The sequence below is a fragment of the Achromobacter sp. Root83 genome, from assembly GCF_001428845.1.
Taxonomy (GTDB): Bacteria; Pseudomonadota; Gammaproteobacteria; order Burkholderiales; family Burkholderiaceae_B; genus Achromobacter.
Genome location: NZ_LMIU01000001.1, coordinates 322328 through 339936 on the forward strand (window position 1 = coordinate 322328; position 17609 = coordinate 339936).

At 65.8% G+C, this 17609-nt stretch carries 6 protein-coding genes; 2 read left to right on the plus strand and 4 right to left on the minus strand.

The annotated features are described in order from the left end of the window. Positions 1 to 3: 3 nt before the first annotated feature. The 4 genes from ASE30_RS01470 to ASE30_RS01485 all read right to left on the minus strand — a co-directional run bounded on the left by ASE30_RS01470 (position 4) and on the right by ASE30_RS01485 (position 5035). Positions 4 to 927, minus strand: a complete 924-nt coding sequence (locus ASE30_RS01470; protein WP_057282487.1) for an ABC transporter permease — start codon at positions 925 to 927, stop codon at positions 4 to 6. 152 nt (positions 928 to 1079) lie between these two features. After that, a complete protein-coding gene (locus tag ASE30_RS01475) occupies positions 1080 to 2612 on the minus strand; it encodes an ABC transporter substrate-binding protein (RefSeq protein ID WP_057282488.1) in 1533 nt (510 codons plus the stop codon). Positions 2613 to 2659: 47 nt separating this feature from the next. Continuing rightward, positions 2660 to 4513 carry a dipeptide ABC transporter ATP-binding protein gene (locus tag ASE30_RS01480; RefSeq protein WP_057282489.1) on the minus strand — a complete coding sequence of 618 codons (1854 nt, stop codon included), beginning with the start codon at positions 4511 to 4513 and terminating at the stop codon, positions 2660 to 2662. A 9-nt stretch (positions 4514 to 4522) separates the two neighbouring features. Then, positions 4523 to 5035, minus strand: coding sequence for a winged helix DNA-binding protein (locus tag ASE30_RS01485; protein ID WP_057282490.1), 513 nt, complete (start codon positions 5033 to 5035; stop codon positions 4523 to 4525). 433 nt (positions 5036 to 5468) lie between these two features. Between ASE30_RS01485 and ASE30_RS01490 the strand changes: the two genes are divergently transcribed. Together ASE30_RS01490 and ASE30_RS01495 are read left to right on the plus strand one after the other, a co-directional pair. Continuing rightward, on the plus strand, positions 5469 to 7115 hold the full coding sequence (locus tag ASE30_RS01490; RefSeq protein ID WP_235515159.1) for a ShlB/FhaC/HecB family hemolysin secretion/activation protein: 1647 nt from the start codon (positions 5469 to 5471) through the stop codon (positions 7113 to 7115). Positions 7116 to 7143: 28 nt separating this feature from the next. Beyond that, a complete protein-coding gene (locus tag ASE30_RS01495) occupies positions 7144 to 17451 on the plus strand; it encodes a hemagglutinin repeat-containing protein (protein WP_162259901.1) in 10308 nt (3435 codons plus the stop codon). Positions 17452 to 17609: the final 158 nt, after the last annotated feature.

Sequence of the window (17609 nt, forward strand, 5' to 3'; positions counted from 1 at the left end):
GGCTCAGCGCGTGCGGATACGGGGATCGACGATGCCGTAGGCGATGTCGACGATCAGGTTGACCAGGACGATGACGGTGGCCAGCACGGTGACCGTGCCTTGCAGCACCGGGTAGTCGCGGCCCGAGATGGCGTCGAACGCCAAGGTACCCAGGCCGGGCCAGTTGAACACCATCTCGATCACCACGATGCCGCCGATCAGGCCGCCGAACTGCAGGCCCAGGTAGGTGATGAGCGGAATCGCGCAATTGCGCAGCGCATGCTTGTACAGCACGACGCGTTCCTTCAGGCCCTTGCTGCGCGCCACCATGATGTACTGCGCCGACAGCGTCTCCAGCATCGTGGTGCGCACCAGCCGGATATTGGTGGCGCTGAGGATGACGGCCATCGTGAGCGACGGCAGCACCAGGCTGGCCGGCCCGCTCCAGCCCGACGGCGGCAGCAGCGGGAAGGTGATCGACAGCAGCAGCACCAGCATCAGCGCCAGCCAGAAGTTCGGAAACGACAGGCCTACCAGCGACAAAATGCGGATGGCCTGGTCGGTGGCCTTGCCGCGCTTGATGGCGGCCTGGATGCCCAGCGGCAGGGAGATCAGGATAGAGGCGATCAGCGACGTGAAGGCCAGCATCAGCGTGGCGGGCAGGGCGTCGCCGATCAGCTTGGCCACCGACGTGCCGCCCATGAAGCTGCGGCCGAAATCGCCGTGCAGCAGGCCCTGCATGTACGACAGGTATTGTTCGTGGAACGGGCGGTTCAGCCCGAGCGCCTGGCGGATGTTGGCCAGGTCTTGTTCGGTGACGCTGCCCGAACCCTGGCTGAGCATCAGCGCGGGGTCGCCGGTCAGGCGCACGGCATAAGAGACAAGCAGTGTCACGGCGACAATCACGAAGACGGCCTGCAACACGCGTTTGATGAGAAATCCGGTCATAAGGCGCCGCCCCGGTTTTCGCCGGGATGAGTAGGTGGGGTTAAAGCTTCAACAGGCATCACAAACATGCATCGTTCTGGCGGAACGCCGCGGATCCGGCTCGGCCGGGTCCGCGGCTGCTCCCTGGGGGAGGCGCGTAACGCTTCGGGGGGTTACTGCACTTCGGTTGCAAGGAAGCGGAAGCGGATGTCGCCCGGAACCTCCAGGTTCTTCACGCGCTTGTTCACGCCCACGATCGTGTTCAGGCTGTACAGCGGCAGTTCCAGCGCCTGGTCGGCGACATATGCGGCGATCTCCTGCAGCATGGCTTCGCGCTTCTTCACGTCATAGACCGTGCGCTGCGCTTCCAGCATGCCATTGAGCTTGGCGTCGTTGTCGTACGGATTCCACTTCTGGCCCGTGTGATACATCAGGTAGGCCGTGTTGTCGTAGTCGTACGTCCAGCCGCCCCATTGGTTCTGCCACATCTCGCCCGTCTTGCCGCCGGGGATGATGTCGTTGAGCAGCACGCCGGTTTCGTAGGGCTTGATGGTGGCGCGCACGCCCACGCCTTGCAGATAGCCGGACACCGCCTGGGCCACTTCGCGGAAGTTCGAATCGCTGCCGCGCACGTCGATCTGCACCGTGGCGCCCGGCTTCACGCCGGCGGCGGCCAGCAGCTTCTTGGCTTCGGCGGGGTTGAAGGGCAGGGGCTTCTGTTCCGGGTTGAAACCGAACGATTGCGGGCCCTGGAAGCTGGCGATGGTCTTGGCCTGGCCGAGCAGCAACTGCTTGACGATGGCGTCGCGGTCGACGGCCATGATCAGCGCGCGGCGTACGTCGCGGCTTTGCGTGATGCCGTTCTTGGTGTTGTAGCGCAACGCGAAGGCCACCGGGCCGCCGGTGGAGATGACGTCGGCATTGCCCGACTTCTTCACGGTCTCGATCAGGCCCAGCGGGATCAGCGTGGCGATGTCGATGCGGCCGGCCTGCAGCTCGGCGACCTGCGTGCCGGGCTCGCCGATGAACCGGTACACCACCTTGTCCAGCTTGGGCTTGCCGCCCCAGTACTCGTCGTTGCGCGCGAGCGTCACGTTGACCTTGGGCTGGTAGCTTTCAAACTTGAACGGGCCGGTGCCGACCGGGTTCGTATTGAAGTTGTCCTCGCCCTTTTCCTTGATGTACTTGGGCGGCACGATCATCGCGCCATAGCCGGCCAGCTTGGTCAGCAGAACGGGATCGGGCTGCTTCAGGATGAAGTCCACCGTGTACTCGTCCACCACCTTGATCTCGCCGATCGAGTCGTAGTTCGACTTTTGCGGACCCTTGGCGCCTTCCGCGCCCAACAGGCGATCAAACGTGAACTTCACGGCTTCGGCGTTGAAGGGCTCGCCGTTATGGAACTTGACGCCTTCGCGCAGCTTGAAGCGCAGGCGCTTGTTGTCGTCCAGGTACTCCCAGCTGGTGGCCAGGCCCGGCTGCAGCTTCAGGTCGGCGCCGCGCATGGTCAGGCCGTCGTACAGGTTGCCGCCCACCGAACCCCAGAAGGTCACGAAGGTGTCGATGGGATCCCAGCTTCCCGGATCCTGGTTGATGGCGACGCTGAGCGTGCCCGCCGCGTGCGCGGACGAGACAACGGCGGGCAGCGCGCCGCCCAGCGCCAAGGTCAGGGCGGTGGCGGTGAAGGTGGTGCGTAGGAATTGCATGTTCGCCTCCAGGGACGGAAATCGGGGGTGCCGACGGATGAAAGGGTTCAGGCTGCCCGGGCCACCAGATGGCCGGGCGCGAATTCGGTCAGGGGAATGATCGCGGGTTCATCGCCCACCCGGCGCACCGGACTGGGGATTTCGCCTTCGATCAGGGACGTGTCGATATGGCGGCCGGGTTCGGCCACGGGCACGGCGGCCAGCAGCTTGCGGGTATACGCGTGCTGCGGCGATTCGAAGATCTGCCGGCGCGTGCCCAGCTCGACGATCTGGCCCAGGTACAGCACCGCGACGCGATGGCTCACCTTTTCCACCACCGCCATGTCGTGGGTGATGAACAGATAGGACAGGCCGCGGTCCTTCTGCAGGTCCATCAGCAGGTTCAGGATCTGCGCCTGGATGGACACGTCCAGTGCCGACACGGATTCGTCCGCGATGATCAGCTTCGGGTTGCTGGCCAGCGCGCGCGCAATGCATACGCGCTGGCGCTGGCCGCCCGAGAATTCGTGCGGATAGCGCTTGGCATGCTCGGGCTTCAGGCCCACCTGTTCCAGCAGTTCGCCCACGCGGCGGGCAATCGCGTCCTCGCCCGACAGCAGGCCGTGCGTGCGGATCGGTTCCGCAACGCTGAACGCCACCGTCTTGCGCGGATCCAGCGACGCGTAAGGGTCCTGGAAAATGTATTGGATTTCCTGGCGCAGGCGCTGACGGCCGGCGTTGTCCATCGAAAAAACGTCCTGGCCGTTGTAGCGGACCGCGCCGGAGGTCGGCGCCACGAGCTGCTGCAAGGTCTTGCCGATGGTGGACTTGCCGCTGCCCGATTCACCAACCAGCGCCAGCGTTTCGCCGGGATAGACGTCGAAGCTCACTTCCTCCACCGCGTGGACGCGATGCGTCGCGCGGCCGAACAGGTTGTGGCCGACGTCAAAGCGCGTGGTCAGCTTGTCCACGCGCAGCACGGGCTCGTCATAGCTCGCCGTGTCCTGCTCGCGGGTTTCACCCACCTCGCGCAGCGTGTCGCCTTCCAGCACCGTCTGCGGCGTGCGCAGCGGCAGGTCGCGGCCCGTCAGGCTGCCCAGGCGCGGCACCGCGGCCAGCAACGCGCGCGTGTAAGGATGCTTGGGCGCGTTGAAGATCTCGTCGACGCTGCCTTGTTCGACCTTCTTGCCGCGCAGCATCACCACCACGTCGTCGGCCATCTCCGCCACCACGCCCATGTCATGCGTGATGAAGATGACGGCCGTGCCCAGGTCGCGCTGCAATTCGCGGATGGTGTTCAGGATCTGCGCCTGGATGGTGACGTCCAGCGCAGTGGTGGGCTCGTCCGCGATCAGCAGGCGCGGCTGGCACGACAGCGCCATCGCGATCATCACGCGCTGGCGCATGCCGCCCGACAGTTGGTGCGGATAGCGGTCCAGCAGTTGCGCCGCGTCCGGCAGACGCACTTTTTCAAGCAGCTTGCGAGCCGATTGGCGGGCCGCCGATCGCGATAGCTGCTGGTGCAGCATGATGGCTTCGACAATCTGGTCGCCGATCGTGAACACCGGATTCAGCGACGTCATCGGCTCCTGGAAGATCATCGCGATGTCGTTGCCGCGGATCGCGCGCATCTGCTCGTCGGTGGCGGCGGTCAGGTCGACCTCGCGGTCGGCGCTGTCGCGAAACAGGATCTGTCCGGTCGCGATGCGGCCGCTGGTGTAGTCGGTCAGGCGCATGATGGCCATGGACGTGACCGACTTGCCCGAGCCGGACTCGCCGACGATGGCCAGCGTCCTGCCGGGCCGAACCTCGAAATCCAGGTTGTCGACGGCGCGGAACACGCCACTTTCCGTATTGAAGTCGACCGAAACGCCGCGCACGGACAGCAGCGGGACGGAAGAGGAAACAGTAGTGCTAGACAACGTGGATTCTCACAGCGAGGTGGCGGCGCGGGCGGCCTGGTCGTACAGGCCCGAGAGCGCGCGCAGGGTATTGGCCAGTTGATGGCTGGCGTCATCCGCGGCGGGGGAGTCGATGAACGGCTTCACGAGGCATTGTTCGCGGACTTCGGCGTAGCGCTGGATCGCGGCCGCGCCGGCGTCGGTCGTGGTGTAGACCACTTCCTTGCCGGTCTTGGCGCTTTGCACCACGCCCAGGCGCTCCAGCTTCTTGAGCGAATAGTTCACCAGATGGGTGTCTTCGACATTCAGCGTAAAGCAGATGTCGGCCAGCTTCTTGCCGCGGCCGCGATGGAACACATGGTTGAGCACCAGGATGTCCAGCGACGTCAATTCGGGCAGCCCCGCGCAGGCCATGCACCGCACCATCCAGCGGTTGAACGCATGGGACGCGATGATCAGGCCGAATTCGACTTCGGACAGTTCTGGCGCGGACGAGGCCAGATGGGAAGAGGAAACGATGGCGTCCCGGACGGAAACAGGCATGTGTGAGGCAGATAGGGACGGATCAGCGACAAAACGTTGGCGAATTATTGACGATTTGTTTGTATGCAGGCATTCGGGATAACCCCTGAATGCACGCGGCGGGTTCGGATTGTCGGAGCGGCCGGAACAGCCGGGAATCCGGGCGGCGGCGATGTCGGTTTATTGCGTTGCGTAAATTCCACTATTCGGAAGAAGAATATCTTCTCTCAACTGACGCGCTACCTCTGTCAAATATCAAAAATCCCACCTAAAGTCGTCTGTATACAAAAGATATATATTGTAATCAACGATTTCTTTCCGCAAAATTACAAAAAATTGAACTCAACGGAGAGGGGCGCACTGGCGGCACGACTGTCTGCGTCAAGCGGGTATGAAAGGATTTTGGCGGGGGATCGCGGTGTGGATTTGCGCGGGGGCGGCTGGCGTCCCCGTGATGTCGGAGGCGCAACCGGTGCCGGACGCGGTCTTGCGCGCCACCGACATCCAGCGCCGCCAGGAACAGGAGGTGGATGCGCAGCGCGCCCGCGCGGCGGCGCGTCCGGATGTGTTGTCGCCTGCGGCGCCGCAGCAAGCTGGCGGCTTGAGCTTTCCCGCCGAAACGCCGTGCTTTGTCATCCGGGACCTGTCCTGGGAAGCGGCGGCGCCGCCCGAAGCGCTGGCGCGCGCCGCCAGCGCCGTGCTGGGCCAATGCGTGGGCGGCCTGGGCTTGCGCGCGCTGCAGGAAGCCTTGATCGGCATGCTGGTCGACGACGGCCAGATCACCGCCCGCGTCGTGGTGCCGGAGCAATCGCTGGCGGCGGGCACCCTGACGCTGCGCTATTTGCCGGGACGCATATCGGCCGTCAACGGCGAGGGCACGATAGGCTGGTGGCGCACGGCCCTGCCCACGGGTCCTGGCGGAGAACTGAATCAGCGCGACCTGGATCAGGCGCTTGAGAACGTGCGCCGGCTGGGCAGCCAGGCCGACGCTGTGATCGACATCGCGCCAGGCCCGCAGCCGGGCGACTCCGACATCATCGTGCGTCCGGGCACGGGCAAGCGCTGGCATGGTTACCTGGGCGGCGACAACGGCGGGATGGACACCGTTGGCAAGTACCAGCTCAACGCCGGCCTGACGCTGGATTCCCCGCTGTTCCTGTACGACCAGTTGTCGGTGTCCTGGAACAGCAACGCGCACTGGCGCGATGCGGAATCGCACACGCGCGCCGCCTCCATCAACTACAGCATTCCCTTCGGCTACTGGGCGTTCTTCGCGGGCGCCAGCAGATCCACCTACCGCCAGACCGTGGCCGGTTTCGAGGAACCCATCCTTTACGGCGGCACCACCAAACAGATTCAGGCGGGCGTGTCGGTCGTGCCCTATCGTGGCACCGCCTACAAGGGCAACCTGGCGTTCACCCTGCTGCGCAAGCGCACCGAAAGCACACTGAACGACATCCCCATCGATGTCCAGCGCCGCGACGTTACGGGTTACGAGATCAGCTACGGACATCGCCACTATGTGGGCCAGGCAGTGCTGGACATCGGCGGCGGCGTGCGCGGCACGCTGCCGCAGTTCTCCGACCAGCCCGGCTATGTCTACGGCGACCCGGACTGGAACGGCCGCAGCACCATCCTCACCGCCAACGCCGGCCTTTACCTGCCGTTCAAGGTGGCGGAGCAGCCCTTCGCCTATCAGGCCAACTGGCAGATACAGCACGCCAAGACGGCCATCGTGCCGGCGGACTACTTCACCATCGGCAACCGCTACGCCGTGCGCGGCTTTGACGGGCAGGTGACGCTGGCCGCCGAAGACGGCTGGACGCTGCGCAACGATCTTTCGCTGGATCTCGAGCGCGTGACGGGCGTCCCGGGCCAGCAGCTTTACACCGGCGTGGACGTGGGGCGCGTCGGCGGGCCGTCCGCGGCGTACCTCTCCGGGCGGACCCTCGTCGGCGCCGTCGCGGGGCTGCGCGGCCGGTTCTCCCTGCCGTACATCAATGCCAGCTACGACCTGTCCGCCGGCTGGCCGCTGAAAAAGCCCGAGTCTCTGCAGACCGCATCCACCGTCTTCGCGATGGCCGTGATGTTCGAGTTCTGAATCCGTTATTGCCTACCTGGTGCGCATGATGTCCAAGCTTCGTTCGTTGATTGTCTGGTCCGTGGTCTTCACCCAATTGTGGACGCCGGTGCTGGCGCAGACCCTGCCGATTTCGGTGGACAAGAGCGTGCCCGGGCAGAAGCCGACGGTGGGCGTCAGCAACGGCGTGCCGGTCATCAACATCGCGCCGCCGTCGGCGGGGGGCGTCTCCAACAACCGCTACACGCAGTTCAACGTGGGCCCGTCGGGCGTGGTGCTGAACAACAGCGGCGGCGCAAGCCAGACTCAGCTTGCCGGACAGGTGGCGGGCAACGTCATGCTGGGCAACCAGCGCGCCGCCACCATCTTGAACCAGGTCACCGCGCCCAACCCCTCGCAACTGATGGGCATGCTGGAAGTCGCGGGCAACCGGGCCAATGTCATCGTTGCCAACCCGGCCGGCATCACGTGCAACGGCTGCGGATTCTTGAACGCGGGCCGCGCCACCTTGACCACCGGGCGGCCGCAAGTCGGGCCCGACGGAAGCATCGCGCTGGACGTGGCCGCGGGCAAGATCCGCGTCGAAGGTGAAGGCCTGTACGGGGCCAACGTCAGCCAGGTCGATCTGATCGCGCGGTCGCTGGAGATCAACGCCGGCGTCTGGGCGGACCGGCTCACGATGACGGCGGGCGCGGCGCGCGTGGACTACGCGACGGGCGCCGTATCGGCCCAGGCGGGAGACGGGGCCGCGCCCGCGGTGGCGCTGGATACCGCCGCCCTGGGCGGCATGTACGCCAACAGCATCCGGCTGATCGGCACCGAGGCCGGCGTGGGCGTGAACGTGGGCGGCGATCTGGTGGCCCTGACGGGCGACCTGCAGGTCAGCGCGGCGGGCGACGTGCGCATCGCGCCCAGCGCCACCATGCAGGCGGCACGCGATCTGCGGCTGACGGCCGGGCGCGACCTGGCCGTGGATGGCGCGGCGCAGGCCGCGGGCGCCGTTGCGCTCGCGGCGGGCCGCAACGCCGAGATCAAGGGCGCGGTCGGCGCCGGCGGGCCGCTGGATGTGGACGCCGCGGGCGACGCGACCGTGGCCGCGCAAGGCGCATTGCAGGCCCAGGGCGCGCTGCGCATCGCGGCGGGGCAGGATCTGTTGCTGGGCGGATCCCTGCTCATGGGCGGCCAGGACGTGCGCGTGGAGTCCGGGCGCAATGTGCGGATCGGCGGCAATGCGTCCACACCCGGCACGACGCCGCCGGCCACCGGCGGCTCGGGCTCGGCGGCCGGCGGAACTTCGTCGGGCGGCGCGGGATCGGGCAGCGCTTCGGGCGCGGGCGGTTCTTCCACGGACGGCACGGCATCGGCCGCATCCGGCGGCGCCGGTCAGGCCGGCGCCGATTCCAGCGGTCTGGTCACGGCCCGGGGCGGCATCGCCCTGAGGGCCGGCCGCGACATGACGCTGCCCGCGCAGGTGACGGCGGCCGGCGCGCTGCATGCGCAGGCCGGCGCGGACCTGACCACGGGCGCAACCGCCCAGTTGCAGTCGGGCGGACCGGCGACGATACGCGCCGGCGCGGACCTGCGCGTGGGCGGCTTGGTCGGCGCGCGCGGCGACGTGTCGCTGATGGCGGGCCGCGACGCCCTGGTGTCCGGCAAGGGCGCGGCCACCGGCCGCCTTGCCATGGACGCCGGGGGCGACCTGCGCCTTGAGGCGCCCGCGCAATGGGATGCCGAAGGCGCCGCGGCCGCAAAAGCGGGCGGTGACATGGCGCTGGCCGGCGTGCTGCGCGCCAACGGCGACACGGTAATCACGGCCGGCGGCAAGCTGGCGATCGACGGCGCCGTCTCGGCCGCTTCCGGCGGCATGAATGCCTCTGCGGGCGGCGATGTATCCGTGGGCGCGCAGGCGCAGGTGGCCGCGGCCGGACCCGTCGGCCTGAACGCGGGAGGCAACCTGCAAAGCTTCGGCAAGGTCACGTCGCTGAAAGACCTGTCGCTGCAGGCGGCTCGCAACCTTGCGCTGGACGGCGAGACGCTCGCCACCGGCGATCTGCGGTTGCAGGCGGGCGAAGTTCTGGCGGCGTCTTCCGCGTCGCGGCTTCAAGCAGACGGTTCGGTGATGGCTGCCGCGGGCAACGCATCGCTGGCAGGCCTGCTCATCGCGGGCCAGTCCGCGCAAGTGAACACGCGGGACGGCCTGCGCGTGGACGGCACGTTGCTGGCTGACGCGGGCACGCTCAAGGCCATCAGCGGCGGCGACGTGACGCTGGGAAGCGCCAGCGTGCTGCAGGCGGGCCGGCAGCTCGACGCGCAGGCGGGCGGCAAGCTGCTTGCGGACGGCACCATCTCAGGTGAAACAGACATCCGGGTTTCCGCGGGGACCAACGCCGAACTGAATGGCAAGACGGTCGCCAACGGCGCCCTGCGTGCCGAAGCGGGCGCGGACCTGACCATCGGACAGGCAGGCCTGGCGCAGGGCAGCGGCATGTTGTTCCTGGGCGCGGGCCAGGACCTGCGTGTGGCGGGTACGGCCGGCACCGCGGACATGGGGCAGGGGGGCGACGGCTTCCTGCAGGCCCAGGCGGCGCGAGACATCTTCGTGACCGGCATCGTGACGGCAGGCACGCCTGCCAGCCTGTCCGCAACGCGCAACCTCGGCATCGACGGCACGGTGACGGCGCTGGGGGGTGGACTCACGGCCGACGCCGGCGATCAGTTGCGCGTCGGCGCAACCGGCCGCATGCAGGCCGCGCAGAACCTGATTGCCCGCTCGGGTGGAGACCTGGACTCTGACGGTGTCTTAGTCGCGGGCGGCGGCCTTGCGCTGACGGCCACGGGCGATGCTCGTTTGGGCGGCACCGCGGCCGCGCTGGGCGACGCCGCCGCGGGCAACCTGCTACTGGGCGCACGCGATGTGACGGTCAAGCAGGGCGGGCAGTTGCAGGCCGCGGGGACACTGACGGCGCAAGCCCAGCGTGATCTTGTTGCCGCCGGCAGGCTGGCCTCGGTAGAGGACATGATGCTGGCCGCCGCGCGCGATGCGCGCGTGGACGGCACGGCGGCCAGCGATACGAACCTGTCGCTCACCGGCCGCAACGTGGCCGTGGGCGCGGCGGGCCTGGCGCAAGCCGCCGGCACGCTCACCGCCACGGCGCAAGGCACGCTGCTCGCCGTGGGTAGCATGTTGGCGGGCGTCACGCAGACGCTCACGGCCGGCGACGACATGACCGTGGACGGCACCGTCGCGGCATTGCAAGGCGACCTGACGCTGGAAACCCTGCGGGGCAATCTGGTCCTGGGCACCGCGTCGAACCAGCAGGCGGGCGGGATGCTGGCCGCCACCGCCGGCGGTGCGCTGCAGGCCTTGGGATCGGCGGCCGCCGGGCAAGGCCTGACGCTGCGCGCGGGCACGGACGCCACGCTGGGCGGCATCGCCGCCGCGCGGGCAGGCAACGTCACCGCCACCGCCAACCGGAATCTGACGACCACCGCCGACGGCCGAATTCAGGCCGCCGACGCCATTGACCTCGAGTCTGGCGGCGCGCTGCAGAATGCCGGCATCCTATCGGCCGCGGGCGCGGCCACGCTGCTGGCCCGAACCTCCCTCAATAATTCGGGTTCGGTGCTGGCGGGCGGCGACGTCAACGCCACCGCGCTGGGCGCGCTGACCAACGCCGGCCGCTTCATCGCGGGCGTCGACGAAGACGGCGCGCTCAGCCTGCCGGGCAGCGTCAAGCTGACCGCCGCCTTCATCACCCATCCGGGCATCAGCGCGGCCGGCAAAGACATGACCTTGTTCGCGGACGGCATGGACCTGTCCGCCGGCAACCTGTCGTCCATCGGCAAACTCGCGCTGACCTCGCCCGGCGACATCGCCACGCGCAACGCCGTCCTCCACGGCGGCACCCTCGACATCGCCGCCGCCAACCTGCGCAACCAGGGCGGCAAGCTGACGTCTGCCGGCGACGCCGTGCTGACACTGGGCGCCGAACTCGACAACACCACCGGACTGATCGCCGCCGCCGGCAATATGCAGATCGAAGCGGCCCGCGTCGGCAACGCCGCCGGCACGCTGGCGGGTGGGGACCTGACCCTGGCCGCAGCCGGCGCTGTCGACAACCGCGGCGGCCTGATCCAGGCCGACGAAACCCTGACCCTGAACGCCGCCGGCCTGGACAACAGCGCCACGCTGACCGCCGCCGCAGCGCCGCCCAAGGGCGTGCTGGGCAAGCTGGTCACCATCGTCGCCGACCGCGTCAACAACCAGGGCGGCTCCATCAGTGCCGGCCAGGACCTCGCGATCACCACCGGGGAACTGGACAACGCTGGCGGCGAAGTCGCCGCCCAGCGCTACGCGACGGTAGACGCCGCGCTGCTCAAGAACAGCCAGGGCAAGGTGATGGCCGGCGAACGCCTCGCCATCATGATCCAGGCCCTGCAGGGGCTCGGCGCCCTGCAGTCCGCGCAGGACCTGTCCTTCACCTACACGGGGTCGCTCAACCAGACCGGCGACATTGCAGCGGGCCGCGATCTGAGCATGTCCGTCGGCGGCGCCATGGACAACAGCGCCACGGTCAGCGCTGGCCGCGACCTGACCATCTCGGCCGCCTCGCTCAACAACCAGGCCAGCGGCGAGCTGCTGGCCGGGCGCAACAACACCATCAATGTCACCAACGGCCTGACGAACTCCGGCCTCATCGACGGCGGAGCGACCAACATCAACGCACGCCGCGTCGACAACTTCGGGCGCATCTACGGCAACACCATTTCGATCCGCGCGGGCGAGCTGGTCAACGGCGCGGGCCCGGGCGGCGGCGCCGTCATTGCAGCGCGCGGCGACCTGGACCTGGGCGTGGGATCGCTGGTGAACCGCGACCACGCGCTGATCTACGCGGGCGCCGATCTGCGCATCGGCGGCATGCTGGACGCCAACCGCAAAGCCATCGGCCAGGCCGTGTCGCTGCTGAATGCGTCAGCCACTGTCGAGGCAGCGGGGAATGCGGCGATCTCGGCCGCGTCGCTGCAGAACGTCAACACCAACTTCGTCAGCCAGACGCTGCCGGTCCTGACGGTCCCCAAGCTGTATGTGACCCCGGCCGGGTCGACGGACATGTACGACATGGAGACCAACTGGTTCTGCGACCAGGTAACGCCAATGTGCGGCAAGGTTCCCGAATGGTTGAACGACGATCCGGAGCGCCGCTTCCTGTTGCCGTCGGACAGGTATCCGGCATCGCGATTTGGGCCGCCGTTTGATTATGTGCCGAACATCAAGGGCCGGGCAGGTCAGACCGCGCCGATCCCGGTGACGTATTTCGCACAAATGGAATCCTGCGGGGGCGATGCCGGCAATTGCATGGTTACGCCGGAGCGTTTTGTGTACGCCAACGATGCGCCGATCTGGGCGGTCTTTGGCGTCACGCCGCCATCGGGTCCTCTGCCGGTCTGGCAGCCGCTGCAACAAGACTGTTTCGGCCCGGAAGCATGCGCTGCTGAAGCTGCGCGTCGCCAGGCGTACGAAGATGCCTACACAGCATTCAAGGCCCAGCATCTCGAACTGGACCAGCGCATCCGCGAGTTCAACGCCGACTTCGACAACCGCCTCGTAGGCACCTTCACCTACTACCAGGTTGACGAAACCGTCACCGAAACCCGCACCGTCTCATCAGACCCCGCCAAGATCCTGTCGGGCGGCTCCATGACGCTTACCGGCACCGTCACCAACGACAAGAGCCAGATCGCCGCGGGCGGCACCCTGTCCGTCGCCGGCCCCGCCATCAACAATATCGGCGCCGGCGGTGAGCGGATCATTACCCGCATCGGCACCCTTACCGTCACCCAGGCACGCGACCGCGACCGCAAGGACACCACCAGCGCCTACACGCAAACCCTGGCCGCAGAATCCATCGAACTGCCCGTCGGCACCTCCGGCGGCAACGTGTCTGTTTCGCTCAGCGGCGGCGCACCCGGCGCCAGCGGCGCCACTGCGCCCGGCCCCGTCCTGATCGCCAGCATCGGCTTGCCCGGCGGCAACGTCGTGCGCACGGTCTCCAACCCGGCAACCATCCCGGACAGCCAGCTCTTCGCCGTCAACGGCACGCCCGACGCGCCCTACGTCGTTGCCACCGACCCGCGCTTTGTCGGCAACCGCCCCACGGTCTCCAGCGACTACCTGTTCGACCTGCTGCAGCAGCCCGGCGCACCCGTCGGCAACAGCGGCGCCTCCGGATCCGTCAACGCCGGCCTCGGCAACCGACTCGGCGGCCTGAACGCCCTGATCCCAGCCGGCGCAAAATTCCTCACACCGTCCGGCCAGCCCCGTCGCCTGGGCGACGGCTTCTACGAACAGAAACTTGTCGCCGACCAGATCCTGGCTACCTCCGGCCAGCGCTTCCTGGAAGGTTTCGGCGACAACGACAGCCAGTACAAGGCATTGCTCGCCAACGGCGCGCAGTTCGCGCTGGACAACGGCATCAAGCTGGGCGCCGCGCTGACCGAAGCGCAGCAACGCCAGCTCACCACCGACCTGGTCTGGCTGGTCGAGCAGACCGTCACGCTGCCCGACGGCAGCACCGAGACCGTGCTGGTGCCGCAGGTCTACCTGCTGGTGCGTGAAGGCGATCTGAAGGGCGACGGCACCCTCATGGCCGGCCGCGACGTCAAGCTTGCGGCCGACGGCGACATCGTCAACAGCGGCACCATCGGCTCGCGCGACGCCACCGTCATGACCGCCGCCAACATCATCAACCAGGCCGGCGGCCTGATCCAGGGCGCCGTCGTCGACCTTGCGGCGCGCGAAGACCTGACCAATCTGGTGTCGCTGATCAAGGGCGACTACGTCGCCCTGTCGGCGGGACGCGACATCGCGCTGACCTCGACCGCGGCTACGGAGAACAACGGCGCCACATGGGGTTCGTACGTCTCCGGCGTATCGCGCGTGGACGCGGGCAACCTCAGCATGCAGGCAGGACGCGATCTCAACCTGACGGCGGCGCAAGTCACGGTCAAGGACGACGCGCGTCTGCAGGCGGGCCGTGACATCAACCTCGCCACGCTTGAAGAAAGCCACGGCGAGTCGCTGGCGCGGAACAAGAAGAACCGCCACGACCTGAGCACCAGCACTGAAATCGGTTCGGTGATCGCGGCGGGTGGAAACCTTACGCTGATCGCCGGGCAGGATGTGAATGCGCGCGCGGCGGATGTCACGGCGGGGAAGCAACTTGCCGTGGGCGCCGGCCGAGACATCAACCTGACGGCGGGCGTGGAGACCGGCTCGGCTTACGACGAAACGCACTACAAGACCAGTGGGTTTATGTCGTCGAAGACGACGCACACGATCACATCTAGCGACTGGGCAACGGCCAAGGGTTCGAACTTCACGGGCGACACGGTTGCGCTCATGGCAGGACGCGACCTGACCGTGCAAGGATCCAACGTCATTGGCGATAACGACGTATTGCTGATGGCAAACCGCGATATCACCATCGCGGCGGCGGCCGAATCGTACAAGGACTATCAGTACGAAAAAGTGACGCGATCGGGCCTGGGCGGCGGTGGCGGCTTCAACATCGGCTATAGCAAGCAAGCCCGAACCGATTGGATGAAGGGCGAGAGCGGCGGCTATTCCAGCAGCACCGTAGGTAGCGTCGGTGGCAATGTGACCATCGACGCCGGGCGCGACGTGGGCGTGTTTGCCAGCAACGTGCTGGCGCAGGACGGCGATATCTCGATAGCCGGCCGCAATGTGGCCATCGTTGCCGGGGTGGGTGAGGCCCGCCAGCACGAATATCACGAGTTGAAGCAGTCCGGGATCACCATAGGCGTAGCTGGTGGCGTGCTGGGCGCGGCCCAACAAATACACGGCACGCTCAAGCAGGCAGGCGAAGCCAAGAGCGGCCGCTTGGCGGCGGTCAAGGTGGGGCAGGCGGCCTATCAAGCCGTGCAGGCCAATCGCATGATGGATGCAGCGAAAGGTTCCGAGGCGACGACAGCCCAAAAGGAAGCCGCAAGCGCCCAAATCCAGATCAGCATGGGGGCCAGCAAATCGGTCAGTGAAACGAAGCGCACGCAAGAGACTGCATTCGGCTCATCCGTCATGGCGGGCGGCAACGTCTCGATCGTCGCGCTGGGCGAGCGTGGCGTGGCCGGCTCGGGCAACCTGTCGATCATTGGAAGCGATGTCAGTGGTAAGAACGTGCTGCTGGCGGCAACGAACGACCTCTTTCTGCTGAGCCAGGCACAAACGGCAACGGAAGTCTCCACCAACAAGAACAGCGGCTGGAAGGTCGGCGTGGGCATCGGCGTATCCGACAGTGGCAGCGGTGGTGGCATCAACATCTTCGCGAGCGGATACGCGGGAAAAGGCAACGCCAACGGCAACGGCACGACCTATCGGGAAACCCAGGTCAGCGCACAGGACAACCTGACGCTGATCTCGGGTCGGGACACCGTGCTGATGGGCGCCCAGGCGCGCGCCGACAGCATCCGCGCCGACATCGGCCGCAATCTGACGATCGCCAGCCAACAGGACACGGACCGCTACAACGCCAAGCAAAGCCAGATCAACGCGGGCGGCAGCTTCAGTTTCGGCTCCATGTCCGGCAGCGCCTATATCGGCGCCAGCACGGGCAAGACCAAGTCGAACTACGACAGCGTGGCCGAACAGTCCGGGCTGTACGCTGGGACGGGCGGCTTCGATATCTACGTCGGCAAGCACACGCAGTTGGACGGCGGGGTGATCGCGAGCGACGCGGCGGCGGCCAAGAACAAGCTGTCGACCGAGACCTTTGGCTATACGGACCTGCAGAACAAGGCCGAATACAAGTCCACCACCGTCGGCGTGAACCTGGGCATGTCGGGCGCGTTCGACGTCGCCAACAAGGGCGGCGCAAACGCCATCGGCCCGTCGGGCTTGAGCTTTGCCCAGACCAGCGGAAGCGATTCTGGCACGACCTACGCAGCGATTGCGCCGGGCACGATCGAGGTGCGCTCGGACAAGGATACCGGTCGGGATAGTACGGCGGGCTTGAGCCGGGACACTGCGGGCGCCAATGGCAGCATCGGGCAGATCTTCGACAAGGACAAAGTCCGCGAGCAACTGGAGTTCCAGCAGGCGTTTGGCCAGCTGGGGATGCAGATTGCGGGGGATGTGCTGAAGGATCTGAAGAAGGATAACCCCGATCTTTGGGGTGAAGGCAAAGCAGGCGCGATTGCAATGCATGCCGCAATCGCGGGGATTGGTGCGGCGTTGGGAGGGGGGAATGTAGCGGGTGCGATTGGGGGGACTATTGCTGGTGATCTGGCGAGCAACTTAGTCCAAGACCAGATCGCTCAAGCGGTGGCGGGTTTGCCTGAAGGTATGCGCGACCAGGTGTCGAAGGTGATCACCAACGTTGTGGCGAGCGCGGCTGGAGGGGCCGTCGGGGGACTTAGTGGCGCAGGAGGGGCATCGCTTGCTGATATGTACAACAAACAGTTGCACGAGGACGATTACAAGTACGCCAAGTCGAATGCGAAAGATATCGCTAAAAGACTGGGTATCACGGAGGAGGCTGCCGAGGCAAGAATACTTGCAGCGCTACTCCAGGGCATGGACCAGGACGCGTCGGGGCAAGCGGCAGGAAAGGTGGACTGGGAGTTGCGTGGGTTGATGGGTTGTGGAGATCTAAAGTGCTTTAGCGGGTCAAAAGATCCGGATTACGCAAATTCGTCGGTGAATACAGAATATATCTTGTCAAATTGGGATGCCTATAGTCGAGCAAGAGAATTCTTAGGGCAAGGGCAGACTTATAATGAAAGGGTGGCCGCCAATGTCAAAAATGATCCAGTGGGCACTGCCTTATTGGGTGGGATGTCGATGGCATACGGTGTCGCGTTGACAGGATCCATTCCGACGTGGAACGTGTTGGTTACCGGTGGGATTATTGGCGGGTCAGTTAATGCCGGATCTCAGTATGTCGTAAACGGACAAGTAAATTGGAGTGATACTGGAATGGCCGGCGTGACTGGTGCCTTAACCGGTGGTACTAAACTGTGGCCTGGTGTTCTCATTAATGCGGGCGGGGCGTTGGTTGGATCTTCGATTAAGGGGGAAAATCCTAATGGTGGAATGGCGGGGGCAGCTCTTGGAACTCTGGTAGGTTTTGGTATCGGCACAAAGATAGAGAATGGGTTGGCTAATATATATAATCCATGGTATCGAGCAGATTGGATTGATATGGGGATGGGTTTGTCTCGCTTCTCCAGCCCTAGTAACATTCCTTGGATATCAGGCGCGGGATTGGGGGCATTTGGCTCTGAAACGACGAATTCGGTGGTTAATATTCTATTAAATAACTGGGCTCAAAGTGGTAGGTGATTGGATGCTTGCGTTTTTGGTAAAAAAGTATATTTTCTTTGTAGTGTTTTTCCTGTTACTATTTTTTTTGGGCGGGGTATTATTTCATTTTTTATTCATCCCTATATTGACGATGATGTCTACGGGTGTGTATGAATTTCCCTCTCTAGATAGAATTA